The organism is Streptomyces sp. NPDC043853, assembly GCF_056436025.1.
The window spans coordinates 219582-233284 of sequence record NZ_JBWKDJ010000008.1 but is presented as its reverse complement, the minus strand read 5'-3'; the positions used below and the strand labels follow the sequence as shown (position 1 = coordinate 233284).

12 protein-coding genes are annotated in these 13703 nt (G+C 73.5%); 8 read left to right on the top strand and 4 right to left on the bottom strand.

What is annotated here, in order from left to right; genetic code table 11:
* The first annotated feature begins 6 nt into the window (after positions 1–6).
* The 8 genes from AC067U_RS22440 (at position 7) to AC067U_RS22405 (ending at position 7824) form a co-directional block, all read left to right on the top strand.
* Complete coding sequence (locus tag AC067U_RS22440) at positions 7–546, top strand: NADH-quinone oxidoreductase subunit J family protein (protein WP_478831643.1); 540 nt, start codon at positions 7–9, stop codon at positions 544–546.
* On the top strand, positions 546–902 hold the full coding sequence (gene nuoK, locus AC067U_RS22435) for an NADH-quinone oxidoreductase subunit NuoK (RefSeq protein WP_478831501.1): 357 nt from the start codon (positions 546–548) through the stop codon (positions 900–902). The genes AC067U_RS22440 and nuoK overlap by 1 nt, the downstream gene beginning before the upstream one ends.
* Complete coding sequence (locus AC067U_RS22430; protein ID WP_478831500.1) at positions 899–2884, top strand: NADH-quinone oxidoreductase subunit 5 family protein; 1986 nt, start codon at positions 899–901, stop codon at positions 2882–2884. The genes nuoK and AC067U_RS22430 overlap by 4 nt, the downstream gene beginning before the upstream one ends.
* Positions 2885–2898: 14 nt before the next feature.
* On the top strand, positions 2899–4485 hold the full coding sequence (locus AC067U_RS22425) for an NADH-quinone oxidoreductase subunit M (RefSeq protein ID WP_478831499.1): 1587 nt from the start codon (positions 2899–2901) through the stop codon (positions 4483–4485).
* Complete coding sequence (locus AC067U_RS22420) at positions 4482–6056, top strand: NADH-quinone oxidoreductase subunit N (protein ID WP_478831498.1); 1575 nt, start codon at positions 4482–4484, stop codon at positions 6054–6056. The genes AC067U_RS22425 and AC067U_RS22420 overlap by 4 nt, the downstream gene beginning before the upstream one ends.
* 211 nt (positions 6057–6267) lie before the next feature.
* Positions 6268–7131 carry a zinc metalloprotease HtpX gene (gene htpX, locus AC067U_RS22415; RefSeq protein WP_478831497.1) on the top strand — a complete coding sequence of 288 codons (864 nt, stop codon included), beginning with the start codon at positions 6268–6270 and terminating at the stop codon, positions 7129–7131.
* Positions 7128–7520, top strand: coding sequence for a YccF domain-containing protein (locus AC067U_RS22410; protein ID WP_478831496.1), 393 nt, complete (start codon positions 7128–7130; stop codon positions 7518–7520). Before htpX ends, AC067U_RS22410 begins: the two co-directional genes overlap by 4 nt.
* A 139-nt stretch (positions 7521–7659) precedes the next feature.
* The gene (locus AC067U_RS22405) at positions 7660–7824 is read left to right on the top strand and encodes a hypothetical protein (protein ID WP_478831495.1); all 165 of its coding nucleotides are present in this window, start codon (positions 7660–7662) and stop codon (positions 7822–7824) included.
* On the opposite strand, the gene AC067U_RS22400 is transcribed toward AC067U_RS22405, so the two are convergent.
* From AC067U_RS22400 to AC067U_RS22385, 4 genes are all read right to left on the bottom strand, one after another.
* Positions 7791–9086, bottom strand: coding sequence for an APC family permease (locus AC067U_RS22400; RefSeq protein ID WP_478831494.1), 1296 nt, complete (start codon positions 9084–9086; stop codon positions 7791–7793). The two genes, AC067U_RS22405 and AC067U_RS22400, sit on opposite strands and share 34 nt — an antisense overlap.
* A gap of 18 nt (positions 9087–9104) precedes the next feature.
* Positions 9105–10595, bottom strand: coding sequence for a SulP family inorganic anion transporter (locus AC067U_RS22395; protein WP_478831493.1), 1491 nt, complete (start codon positions 10593–10595; stop codon positions 9105–9107).
* A 147-nt stretch (positions 10596–10742) separates the two neighbouring features.
* On the bottom strand, positions 10743–12050 hold the full coding sequence (locus AC067U_RS22390; protein ID WP_478831492.1) for an MFS transporter: 1308 nt from the start codon (positions 12048–12050) through the stop codon (positions 10743–10745).
* A gap of 233 nt (positions 12051–12283) precedes the next feature.
* Positions 12284–13417, bottom strand: coding sequence for a LuxR C-terminal-related transcriptional regulator (locus tag AC067U_RS22385; RefSeq protein WP_478831491.1), 1134 nt, complete (start codon positions 13415–13417; stop codon positions 12284–12286).
* Positions 13418–13703: the final 286 nt, after the last annotated feature.

Sequence of the window (13703 nt, the reverse complement as noted above, 5' to 3'; positions counted from 1 at the left end):
GGCTTCATGTCCCCGACCGGCGTCGAGGTGACCTTCCTGCTCGTCGGCCTCGCCACCCTCGGCGCGGCCGTCGTCACCGTCACCACCAAACAGCTCGTGCACGCCGCCCTCTGGCTGGTCGTCGCGCTGGGCGGGGTCGCCGTCGAGTACCTGCTGCTGACGGCCGAGTTCGTGGCCTGGGTACAGGTGCTGATCTACCTCGGTTCCGTGGTGGTCCTCCTCCTCTTCGGTCTGATGCTCACCAAGGCGCCCATCGGCCGCTCCCCGGACGCCGACTCGGGCAACCGCCTCGTCGCCCTCGCGGTCGCCGTGGTCTCCGCCGCGGCCCTGGTCTGGGTCGTGGCCGATGCCTTCCGCACCACCTGGATCGACCTGGACACGGTGCAGGGCTCCACCCAGGTGACCGGCGAGATCCTCTTCCGGCACTGGGTGCTGCCCTTCGAGGCGCTCTCGGTGCTCCTGCTGGCCGCGCTGATCGGAGCCATCGTGCTGTCCCGCAAGACCGGCGCCGCCGCGGGCGAAGACACCGAGAAGGGCACGCGCTGATGCACCTCGCCTACCCCGCCGTGCTGGCGGTGCTCCTCTTCTGCACGGGCCTGTACGGGGTCCTCGCACGCCGCAACGCCATCCTGGTGCTGATGTCCGTCGAGCTCATGCTCAACGCCGTCAACCTCAACCTGGTGGCCTTCGACGTCTGGCTGCGCGACGCCCTGCACGCCGGCCAGGCCCTCACCCTCTTCACCATCGCCATCGCCGCCGCCGAGATCGGCATCGGCCTGGCCATCGTGCTGATGGTGTACCGCAACCGGGGCACGTCCGACGTGGACCGGCTCCGGGACACCGCCGAGGGCCACGAACCCGCTCCGACCGCCGAGACCGCCCCCACCGAGGTCGCCGCGTGACCACCACGACCCTCGCCGTCCTCGTCCCCCTCCTTCCGTTCCTGGGATCGGCGGGCGGATTCATGCTCGGCCGCACCGCCCCCGGGTTCGTCCGGCCGCTCGCCGTACTGCCGACCCTGGCCGCGGCCGTGCTGGCCGTCCTCGTCGCCGTCCGCCAGGGCGGCGGCGCCCCGATCCTGGCCTCGACGGAGCTCACCCCGACCGGCTCGGTGCCGATCGACCTCGCCCTGAACATCGACGGGTTCGCCGCCCTCGTGGCCGTCCTCGTCGGTGTCGTGGCCACCTGCGTACAGCTCTACTCGACGGCCTACCTGCGCGAGGACCCGCGCTACCCGTCGTACGCCGCTCTGGTCTCACTGTTCACCTCCGCGATGCTGCTCGTCGTCTACTCCGGCGACCTCATGGTGCTGCTGGTCGGCTGGGAGGTCATGGGCATCTGCTCGTACTTCCTGGTCGGCCACTACTGGGAGACCGAGGCGGCCCGCTCCGCCTCCCTGAAGGCCTTCCTCGTCACCAAGCTCGGCGACGTACCGTTCCTGATCGGCCTGTTCGCGCTCGCCGCCGACGCCGGCTCCTTCGAGATCAACGAGATCCTCGGCACCGTCACCGCCGGCGGCCTGGACCACCCGACGCTGATCGGCCTGCTGCTGCTGGCCGGCGTCGCGGGCAAGTCCGCGCAGTTCCCGCTCCACACCTGGCTCCCGGACGCCATGGCGGGCCCCACCCCGGTCTCCGCGCTGATCCACGCCGCGACGATGGTCGCCGCCGGTGTCTACTTCATCGCCCGTCTCCTCCCGGTCTTCGCTGCCTCGCAGGCCACGCTGGTCGTGATGGCGGTCATGGCGGCCGTGACGATGATCGGCTCCGGGCTCGCCGCCCTCGCCCAGGACGACATCAAGCGCGTCCTCGCCTACTCCACCGTCGGCCAGCTCGGCTACATGATCGGCGCGCTGGCCGTCGCCGACCGCTCGGCCGCCGTCTTCCACCTCCTGTCCCACGGCTTCTTCAAGGCACTGCTCTTCCTCGGCGCCGGCGTGATCATCCACGCCGCCGGGACCAACTCCCTCGCCGCCATGTCCCGCATGGACGGCCTCACGAAGCGCATCCCGGACGCCTTCTGGACGATGACGATCGCGCTGCTCGCGCTCGCCGCCGTACCCCCCTTCGCCGGCTTCTTCTCCAAGGAAGCCGTCCTCGTCGCCGCCGAGCACGCCGCCACCGGACACACCGCGTCCGTCCCCGGCGCGGCCGGCTGGCTGGTCCTCGTCGCCGGCGTACTGACCGCCCTCCTCACCGCCGCGTACGCCATGCGGCTGTGGCTGATGGCCTTCCGCGGCCGCGGCGCCGCCGCCCCCGACCACGGCCGGGAGCCGCTCGCCATGACCGGAGTGCTCTGGCTCCTCGCGGTCCCCACGGTCGCCTTCGGCCTCGCCGCGGGCCCGATCGCCGACTGGTTCGACGGCACCGCGCTCAGCCCCACCCTGACCACCTCGGTCCTCGGCACCGGCGCCGCCGTCATCGGCGGACTCCTCAGCTACGCCCTGTGGCAGCGCGCCTCGGCGGCCACCGTCCGCGGGGTCCCCGCGGCCGTCGCCGCCGCCGAATCCGAGGCCGAGACCCCCGAGGTCGCCGAGGTCACCCACGACCACCCCGCCGCCCCGGCCGGCCCGGTCCCCGACCCCGGCAAGGCACTCCTGGGCCCGCTCTACCCGCACGCGCACGTCGGCTTCCACCTGGACGCCGTCTACGACGCCCTGTTCGTCCGCCCCGTGCGCGCCGCCGCAACGCTGGTCCGCTTCCTGGACCGCGAGGTCGTCGACACCTACGTCCGCGGCGCCGGAACCGGGGCCGGATGGCTCGGCGCGCTCGTCCGCCGCGCCCAGACCGGCAACGTGCAGAGCTACCTGAGCGCCCTGTTCGCCGGTGCCGTGGTCCTGGCGATCGCCACCGCCGTCCTCGCCAACCTCAACGCCGGATCGTGAGCCGTGAGTCAGCCGTGATTGATATCAGCGCATCCGTGATGCAGTTCCTTCTGGCGTTCACCGTGGCCCTGCCGCTCCTCGGCGCGGCCGCGGCCCTCCTGCCGGCCCCGCCCGGCCTGCGGGGCCGCAGCCCCGAGCAGGCGGTGCTCCGCCACGGCGTGACCGTGACCGGAGCCGTCCTCGCCGCGGCCGCCGCCCTCACCCTGGGCTTCGACCACGACGACCCGTCCCGCTTCCAGGCGACGACGGACATCAGCTGGATCCCGGCGCTGAACGTCCGGATCCACCTCGGCATCGACGGCATCTCGCTCCCCCTCCTCCTGATGACCGCGCTGCTGTTCTTCCTCTGCGCGGTGTACAGCTACTTCAAGCTCCCCGCGGGCCCCTCCCCGAAGGCCTTCGTCGCGCTGCTCCTGGTCCTGGAATCCGGCACCCTGGCCACCTTCGCCGTCCTGGACCTGCTGCTCTTCTTCCTCGCCTTCGAGATGGTGCTCATCCCGATGTACTTCCTCATCGCCCGCTGGGGCGGTGACCAGCGGCAGGCCGCCGCCTGGAAGTTCATCCTCTACACGCTGCTCGGTTCCGTGGTCATGCTGCTCGGCCTGCTGCTGATCGGCATCAACGCGGGCACCTTCGACATGGTGGCACTGGCCACCGACAACGGCCGCGAACTCACCCACACCACCCAGCTCCTGGCGGTCCTCGCCATCGGCATCGGCCTCGCCGTGAAGACCCCGATGTGGCCGCTGCACAGCTGGCTCCCGGACGCCCACACGGCCGCCCCGACCGTCGGCTCCGTCCTGCTCGCCGGCGTGCTGCTCAAGATGGGCACCTACGGGTTCGTGCGGATCCTGCTGCCCGCCACCCCCGACGGCATGCAGACCCTCGCCCCCTACCTGGCCGCGTTCGCCGCCGTCGGCATCGTCTACGGGTCCCTCGCCTGCCTCGCGCTGGCCCGCAAGGGTGCCAAGGGCGACCTCAAGCGCCTGATCGCGTACTCCTCCGTCGGCCACATGGGCTTCGTGCTCCTGGGCATCGCCACCATGACCCCCACCGGCGTCAACGGCGCGCTGTTCGCGAACATCGCCCACGGCCTGATCACCGGCCTCCTCTTCTTCCTGGTCGGCGCGCTCAAGGACCGCTACGGCAGCACCGACCTCGACACCCTCGCCGGGGCCACCGGCGCCGCCCTCTACGGCCGCGCCCCCCGCTTCGGCGCGCTGCTCGCCTTCGGCGCCGTCGCCTCCCTCGGCCTGCCCGGCCTGGCCGGCTTCTGGGGCGAGATGCTCGCGCTGTTCGGCGCCTTCGACCCGGCCGAGGGCCTGTCCCGGCCGGCCTTCCTCACCTTCATGGCGATCGGCGCCTTCGGCACCCTGCTCACCGCCGCATACCTCCTGGTCGTCGTACGGCGGGTGTGCATGGGCGACCCGACGGCGCTCCCCGAGGCGGCCCCGGCCGCGGTGGCCGACGTCCGGCACTACGAGTTCGCCGCCTGGACCCCGCTCGTCGCCCTCACCGTCCTCGCCGGCCTCTGGCCCGCGGTCCTCCTCGGCCTCACCGACCCGGCCGTCCAGAAGCTCCTCGCAGGAGGCAACGCATGACGGCCCTCGCCGCCACCGGCGCCGCCAGTCTCGTCCAGAACGTCGACTGGCTCGCCATCGCGCCCGTGGTCATCCCGGCCACCGTGGCCCTGATCGTCCTCGTCGCCGACCTCTTCGCCGACGACAGGCGCAAGCCGCTCCTGGGCTGGATCTCCGTGGCCGGCCTGGCCGCCGCGACCGCCACCCTGCTGCCGCTGCGCGGCGAGGACCGCTCCACCTTCTGCCTCGTCGGCGACCCGGCCGCCTCCCTCACCTCGGCCGGCACCGCCGCCTGCAGCTACACCGCCGACTCCTTCACCCTGGTCATCCAGCTGCTGGTGCTCGGCGGCGCCCTGGTCACCGCCCTGCTGTCGCTCACCGCCGTCCGCGAGACCGGGCTGCCCGCAGGCGAGTACTGGTTCCTGCTGCTGTCCTCGGCCGCCGGGGCCGCCCTGCTGCCGGCCTCCCGCGACCTCGCCACCCTGATCGTCGCCCTCGAAGTCGCCTCGCTGCCCGCGTTCGCGCTGGTCGGCCTGCGCCGCGGCGACCGGATGTCCTCCGAGGCCGCCCTCAAGTTCTTCCTCTCCTCGGTCACCGCGACCGCCGTCTCGCTGCTCGGCGTCAGCTTCGTCTACGGGGCCACCGGCACCCTGCACCTCGCCCTGCTCGCCGACCGCCTGGAGGACGTCCCGGGGCAGCTCGACACCCTCGCCATGGCGGGCGTGGCGCTCACCCTCGTCGGCTTCGCCTTCAAGACCGCCGCGGTCCCCTTCCACTTCTGGGTCCCCGACACCTACGTCGGCGCGCCGCTGCCCATCGCCGGCTACCTCTCGGTCATCGGCAAGGCCGTCGGCTTCACCGGCCTGATCCTGGTCACGGTGATCGCCTTCCCGGCGTACTCCGACATCTGGGGCCCGGCCCTGGCCGTCCTCGCCGCGCTGACCATGACCCTCGGCAACGCCGCCGCGCTGCGCCAGTCCCCGGACCGCCCGCACAGCGCCGTACGGCTGCTCGCCTGGTCCTCGGTCGGCCAGGCCGGATACCTGCTGGTCCCGATCGCCGCGGCCGCGTACACCGACCGCGACGCGATCGGCTCCACCGTGGCCTACGCCCTGATGTACGCCGCCGTGAACCTGGGCGCCTTCGCGGTCGCCGCGCTGGTCGCCCGGACCAGCCCGGCCAACCGGATCGCCGACTACCGCGGCCTCTACCACCGGAAGCCGGCCGCCGCCCTCTCGCTGGCCTTCTTCCTGCTCTGCCTGGCCGGCCTGCCGCCGGGCATCATCGGCCTCTTCGCCAAGGTCACCGTCTTCCAGTCCGCGGTCGACGCGGGCCTTGGCTGGCTGGCCGTGGTCATGGCGGTCAACGTGGTCATCGCCCTGTACTACTACCTGCAGTGGACGGCGATCCTCTTCCGCGCCCCGGAAGGAGCGGAAGCGGAGGCCGCGCAGGCCGCGCCGGCCGCCCGGCGGACCCGGACCCCGGCCCCGGTCACCGTCGCCATCGCCCTCACCGGCGTCATCGCCGTGGTCCTGTCGGGAGACCCGCAGGCGGTCCTGCGCTTCGCCGCGACCAGCCTCTTCCCTCAATAGCGGGCCGGCAGCGGCAGCGGCTCACCCGTACGGAGCAGCGCCCCTCCGGAGCGGCGAGGGGGTGCCCGGCCACGAACGGCCGGACACCCCCCGGGGCGGGCCCGGGAACCAGGTCCCCTCGCCTGGCGTTGACCAGGCAGGGAGAGTCCACTGGACCGTAGCCCCACGGACCCATGACGGGGCCCCTGCCGCACCATCTGGAGGGCGTACCGTGCACCGCCGGCACAACGGGCTGAAGACCGCCGTACTCCTCGGCGGCCTGTCCGCACTCATCATCCTCATCGGAAGCTTCTTCGGACGCGCCGGTCTGATCGTGGCCGTCTTCGTCGCCCTGGGCACCAACGCGTACGCGTACTGGAACAGCGACAAGCTGGCTCTACGCGCGATGCGCGCGCGTCCGGTGAGTGAGTTCGAGGCGCCCGAGCTCTACCGGATGGTGCGCGAGCTCTCCACCTCCGCGCGCCAGCCGATGCCCCGGCTGTACATCTCGCCGACGGAGGCGCCGAACGCCTTCGCGACCGGACGGAACCCGCGCAACGCCGCCGTGTGCTGCACCGAGGGCATCCTGCGGATCCTCGACGAGCGCGAACTGCGCGGGGTCATCGGGCACGAGCTGAGCCACGTCTACAACCGCGACATCCTGATTTCCTCGGTGGCCGGCGCCCTGGCCTCGGTGATCATGTTCCTGGTGAACTTCGCCTGGCTGATCCCGATCGGCCGGTCCGACGACGACGAGGGCCCCGGCCTGCTCGGCATGCTGCTGATCGCGATCCTGGGCCCGCTGGCCGCGTCCGTGATCCAACTGGCCATCAGCCGCTCGCGGGAGTACGAGGCCGATGCCGCGGGCGCCCAGCTCACCGGCGACCCGCTGGCCCTGGCCAGTGCGCTGCGCAAGCTGGACGCGGGCACCAAGCAGCTCCCGCTGCCGCCCGAGCCCCGGCTGGAAACGGCGAGCCATATGATGATCGCCAACCCGTTCCGGCCGGGACAGGGCCTCTCGAAGCTGTTCTCCACCCACCCGCCCATGGCCGAGCGCATCGCCCGGCTCGAGCAGATGGCAGGTCGACACCAGTGAAGACGCTCCTCAACCTCATATGGCTCGTGCTCAGCGGATTCTGGCTGTTCCTCGGCTACTGCCTGGCCGGCGTGATCCTGTGCATCACGATCATCGGCATCCCGTTCGGCATCGCGGCCTTCCGGATCGCCGTCTACGCGCTCTGGCCGTTCGGCTACACCACGGTCGAGCGCCGTGACGCGGGCGCCCCGTCCTGCGTGGGCAACGTGCTCTGGCTGGTCCTGGCGGGCTGGTGGCTGGCCCTGGGCCACATCTTCACCGGCATCGCCCTGTGCATCACCATCATCGGGATCCCGTTCGGCATCGCGAACTTCAAGATGATCCCGATCTCGCTGCTGCCGCTGGGCCGCGAGATCGTCCGTACGGACGCGCCCTTCGCCTCCCGGTGACGGCCGGGGCGGGGGAGGAGCCTGCGAGGGCCCGGCCGGGACTCCGCGGCGAGCCCGCGCGGGACGGCACGGCGCGGAGCCGCGCCGAGGTTTTCCACAGGGCGTGCGGGGCGTCGGCGGGGTCGTCCACCATGAAGCCGTGAACGAGACGGAGATGGTGCCGGCGCACGCCGCCGACCGTGAACACGACTACCGCCCCGAGCAGCGGCAATCCCTGCCGGAGCCGGTCCCCGCGGCCCGGCCGCGGCAGGCCGGGGGCATATCCCAGCCCTACGCGCGCTGCCGCCCGCTGCGCAGCAGGTAGACGGCCGCGCCCAGCGCCAGCACTCCAGCACCCGCCACCGCCGACGCGACCGGCAGCGCGCAGGCGACCACCACACAGCCGGCCAGCCCCACGGCTGCCACGGTCCGCCCCTTGACACCTGAATCGTGTGAACCCGCATCGCGCACACCCGCATCGTGCGATCCCAGCGTCCACGCGGACGCGTTCGCGATCGCGTAGTAGACGAGCACGCCGAAGGACGAGAAGCCGATCGCGCCCCGGAGGTCCGCGGTCGCCGCCAGCACCGCCACCACCGCACCCACCGCCAGCTCCGCGTGGTGCGGCACCTGGTACCGCGGGTGTACGGCGGCCAGCGTGCGGGGCAGGTGGCCGTCGCGCGCCATGGCGAGGGTCGTCCTGGACACCCCCAGCACCAGCGACAGCAGCGCGCCGAGGGCCGCCAGCGCCGCTCCCGCCTGGACCACGGGCGCGAGTCCGGGCCGTCCGGCCTCCCGGACCGCGTCGGCCAGCGGCGCGGCCGAACCGGCCAGGCCCGGGGCGCCCAGCACCGACAGCACGGCCACCGCGACCGCCGCGTACACCGCCAGCGCGATCCCCAGCGCGATCGGGACGGCGCGCGGGATCGTCCGCGTCGGATCGCGCACCTCCTCGCCCAGGGTGGTGATCCGCGCGTAGCCCGCGAAGGCGAAGAACAGCAGTCCGGCCGCCTGCAGCAGGCCCCAGGCCCCGCCGGGTTCGCCGGTGCCGGCCCCGTCCTGCCACAGCCGTGCGGCGTCGGCCGGACCGGACCCCAGGCACACCACCACGACCCCGGCCAGTACGGCCAGCACCACGGCGACGATCACCCGGGCGATCCGCGCCGACTTCTGCACACCGCCGTAGTTAGCGGCGGTCAGCGCCAGCACGGCGGCCACCGCCACCGCCTGCGCCTGCTCCGGCCACAGGTACGCGCCCACGGTCAGTGCCATCGCCGCACAGGACGCGGTCTTGCCGACCACGAAGGCCCAGCCCGCCAGGTACCCCCAGAACGGGCCCAGCCGTTCGCGTCCGTACACGTACGTCCCGCCGGAGGACGGGTACCGGGCCGCGAGCCGCGCGGAGGAATGCGCGTTGCAGTACGCCACCACCGCGGCCACCGCCAGGGCCGCGAGCAGTCCGCCGCCCGACCCGACCGCTTTCGCCGCGGGCCCGAACGAGGCGAAGATGCCCGCGCCGACCATGGCGCCCAGTCCGACGATGACCGCGTCGGACACCCCCAGAGTGCGTCTCAGCTGCTGTTCCACGGGCGGAGAGTAGCCCGCCTAGGTTGCGCCTTCGTGGCCGGGCGCCATCGGTCCGGGAGTCATGGGTCCGGGATTCATGGGGCCCGGAGTCATGGGGCCGGGCGCCCTCGCGGTCCGCTGCCGCTCCCAGACCTCCAGGGCCGTCAGCCAGGCGTGGTCCATGTGCCGCAGCCCGCTGAGGTCGAGCCGCACCGGCCGGTCACCGGGGAGGGCGTCCAGGACGTCCAGCAGCTTCGGCAGCCGCAGGAAACTGGCGTTGCCCGCCACCCGAAGACACAGCCCGTCGCCCTCCCGCACCTGTTCGAGATGCACGTGCGAGGTCTCCCAGGCCGCCTTCGCGACGGCCAGGCCGAGGCCCACCAGCACCCCCTCGAACAGATTGGTCGCCGTGATCGCCCCCGCCGTCACCACCAGGACCAGAGCCTCGCCCGGGTGCGTCCGCCACAGCGCGGCCAGGGCCCGCCCCGGCAGCAGCTTCCAGCCCGCGTGCAGCAGCACCCCCGCCAGGGCCGCCAGCGGCACCGCACCCAGCAGGTCCGGCAGGAGCACCGCGAACAGCAGCAGCCAGCCGCCGTGCAGCACCCGGGCGGCCCGGGTCCGCGCCCCCGCCTCCACATTGGCCGAGCTGCGCACGATCACGGCGGTCATCGGGAGGGCGCCCAACACCCCGCACAGCGCGTTCCCCACGCCCTGGGCGACCAGCTCACGGTCGTAGTCGGTCCGCGGCCCGTCGTGCATCCGGTCCACCGCCGCCGCGCTGAACAGGGTCTCCGCGGAGGCGATCAGGGCCAGCGCCAGTACGGTCCCCACCGCGCCCGCCGTGGCCAGGACGCCGAAGTCCGCGGCGGCCGGCACGTGCACCGCGGCCATCACCCCCGCCACGGTGACCCGGTCGACCGGGAGGTGCAGCACCGCCGCCGCCGCCGAGGCCGCCACCACCCCGGCCAGGGCGCCCGGCACCACCCGGACCCGTTCCGGCATCCGGCGCCACCCGACCATGACGAGCACGGTCCCCGCGCCCAGGGCGACGGCGGTCCAGTCGGCCCGCCCGAGGAGCCCGGGAAGGCCGCCGGCCTTTGCCAGGGTTCCGCCCGGCGCGGCGATGTCCGCGACGGCGTAGAGCTGACCGGAGATCAGCACGAGCCCGATCCCGGCCAGCATCCCCTGCACCACCGCGACCGAGATCGCCCGGAACCACCGCCCCAGCCTCAGCACCCCCATGCCCAGCTGCAGCAGTCCGGCGGCGAGCACCAGCACGCCCAGCGAGGGCAGCCCGTGCGCCCGCACCGCCTCGTGCACGAGCACCGTCAGGCCGGCCGCGGGCCCGCTGACCTGTAGCACGCTCCCCCGGAAGCAGCCCGTCACCAGCCCGCCCACCACCCCGGTGACGATCCCGAGTTCGGCCGGTACGCCCGAGGCGACGGCCACCCCCACGCAGAGCGGGAGCGCGACCAGCGCGACGACGACCGATGCCCCGAAGTCCTCACGGAAGGTGTCGGCCACGGGCATACGGGAACCCCCTGTCAGCGGGCTGATAACCGGTCCTCAGCCTGCCGTTCGCACCCGTACACACAACAGGGGCCACAGGGGGTTCACGTCGGCACGCGCGCCGCACGCGCGCCGCACGCGCCGCCGCGCAATGGACATGACGTCCGCTCAGGAGGCCGCCGTACCCACCGCATTGCCCTGGCCGAGAAGACCGCTCCCGTCCCCGTCCCCCTGCGGCAGCGCGCGCAGCCCCCGCACCGGCCCGAGCAACGGCCAGGCACAGGACCCGAGCAGCCCCACCGCAGACACCACGAGCGTCGCCCGCACCCCGAGCGCCCCCGCCCCCAACGCCCCCGCCAGCAAGGCCCCGATCGGCTCCACACCCCGGCTGACGAACCGCACCGCCCCGCTCACCCGCCCGAGCACGGCACCAGGCACCATCGCCCGCTTGACGGACTCACCGAGCACCAGGTTCACCACCACCGAGAACACCCACCCGAACTGCGAGAGCCCGACCAGCACCACCGCGCCCGCCGTCCCCCGCCCTTCGGCGAGCGGCACCAGGAGACCGGCGACCCCGGGAGCCGCGTACGCGCACGCGAGCGGCACGCCGTAGCCGAACCGCCGGCCGATCCGGCCCGCCGTGGCCGCGCCGAGCAGCGCGCCCACGCCGCCCGCCGCGCCGAGCACGCCGAGCAGGAGGGGGCTCAGGCCCAGCGTCGTCACCACGTACAGCGTGTAGAGCGCGTAGAACATCGAGGCGAAGAAGTTGAAGTGGGCGGCGGCCAAGGTGAGGGAACGCTGCACCGGATCGCGCATCAGCAGCCGCAGGCCGGCCAGGTCGGCCCGCGTGGCCCGGACACGCTTGCCACGGGCCGCTTCCGCGGGCGCCGGCTCGGACTTCGGCAGGCCGCGCAGGGCGAGCGCGCTGCCCGCGTGGCTGACCGCATCGGCCAGGAGCGCCACCGGTGCGCCCAGGACGTGCACCAGCACCCCGGCGAGACCGGGACCCACGACGTCGCCGACCGCCGAACTGCCCTCCATCCAGGAGTCGGCCTCGTCGAGACGGTTCCCGCCGACGAGCCTCGGCAGGAAGCGGGACACGGCGCCGTCGAACACCAGGCTCAGCGCGCCGACCACGAAGGTCACCATGAGCAGCATCCAGACGGTCAGCGCGTCCACGAGCCACAGCACCGGGATCACGGCTGCCGCCAGCGCCCGGGCCGCGTTGCACAAGCGCAGGACCCGGCGGTGCTCGAAGGAGTCCGCCCATGCTCCGGCCGACAGGCCGAAGAGGAGCGCCGCCGCCGAACCGGCCGCACCGAGCAGCCCCATCTCCCAGCTGCCGGCGTCCAGGGCGAGCACGGCGACGAGGGGCATCGCGAAGTAGGTGACCTGGGTGCCCGCGAGGGAGAGGGTCCCTCCGGTCCAGAGCCGGAGGAAGCCGGTCTCCCGGAGCTCGGCGGAGATGGGCATGGCGGTCCTCGGCAATCGGTGAGCATCGGCCGCGGAGCGGAGGAATCGTCCCGCTCGGCGGCCGGCGCTGCCCACTCTGCCTCCGGCAGCGGGCCCCGGCCAGGCGTCCGCGCTGTCCCGAACCGGCCCTGTCCCGAACAGTCCTGCCCTGACCGAACCGTCCCGCCCTGCCCCGACCCGTCCCCGACCCGAACCGTCCCCCCCCGAACAGTCCCCGACCCGAACCGACGGGCCTACGCCACCTCGGTCGCGCCCACGTCCGGCTCCGGCAGCCACCCCTGGGTCGCCGCCAGCGCCCCCGCCTGGAAACGGCTACGCGCCCCGAGACGCTCCATCAGGGCACTGGCCAGCCGCCGGGCGGTCCGCGAGGACACCCCCAGCCGCTTGGCGATGGCCTCGTCCGTGAGCCCCTCCGCCAGCAGCCACAGCACCATGCGCTCCTGCCCGGTCAGCGCCTGTGCGCGCCCCCGCCGCTGCGGTGCCTCTCCGAGCGGGACCGCCTCCTGCCACACCTGTTCGAACAACGCGCACAGCGCGGCGAGCACCCCGGCCCCGGTCAGGATCGTGGCCCCGGCCGCCGAGTCCTCCGGATCCACCGGCACCACGGCCAGCTTCCGGTCCACGATGATCATGCGGGTGGGCAGGGACGGCACGGTCCGCACCCGGGCGCCGCGCTCGGTCAGCCACTCCGCGTGCGCCATGGTCGGCGGGCTGTTGCGGATGCTGTCCAGGTACACCGTGCGCATCCGCACACCGCGCTCCAGGACCTGCTGGTTCAGCGGCTGTGCGGCCATCCGGTTGGCCTCGGTCTGCGCCCCGTCCGGCGCGAACGACAGGACTTCCTCCCGCACGTCGCGGGTGATCTCCGCCAGCCGCAGCCGTACGGTCTCCACGCCGATCAGCACCTCGGCCGCCCGGTGCTCCTCGTACGGGCGCATGCGGTGGTACTCGGCGGCCAGCCGTGACGCCAGCGCCTGGGTCTCCGCCAGCCGCTGCTGCTGGGCGGCGAGCTCGGCCCGCTGCCGGGCGAGCAGTGCGTCCATGCCCGCCTCCGGGTTCACCACGTGCACCCCGCCGGGTATCTGCGCGGAGGTGCGGATCAGGGCCAGGGCGCCCAGCCGCTCGGTGGCCCGGCGTATTCGCTCCGGATCCAGGTCCAGCCGCCGGGCCAGGTCGGCCGCTGCCTCGTGCGGGTGGAGCAGCATCGCCCGGTACACGTCCTGCGCGTCCTGGTCGAGTGCGAGCGCGGACCGGCCTCCGGCCTCCGACTCCGCCTCCTGCGGTGTCGGCACCGGCGCCACACCGGTCTCTTCGGGTGCCCGCTCGGAGTGGTCGCTCCGGCGGGTCCCGGCCACGTCTGCTGGCACGCGTTCCAACCCCCTCGCCGTCCGGACGCCTCACGGCCGGGTCGGCCTGCGCCCGCGTGGCCGTGGGTCGAGGCCGCGTTCGCCGATGTGATTCGCCCGGGGTCCCCCAGTAAGGAGTCAGCATCATGTCACGTCCGGCCTCTTCCGGTCCCGGCCGGAAAAGGCCAGCGTGAAGGCATGCCCGGGGCCCGTCGGCACCGGCACAGTTCACAGGGTGCCCCCGGTGCTCCACCCCCCACCGCCGGGGGCCCGTCCGGCGCACCGCCCCTCGCGCCGCCCGTCCGGG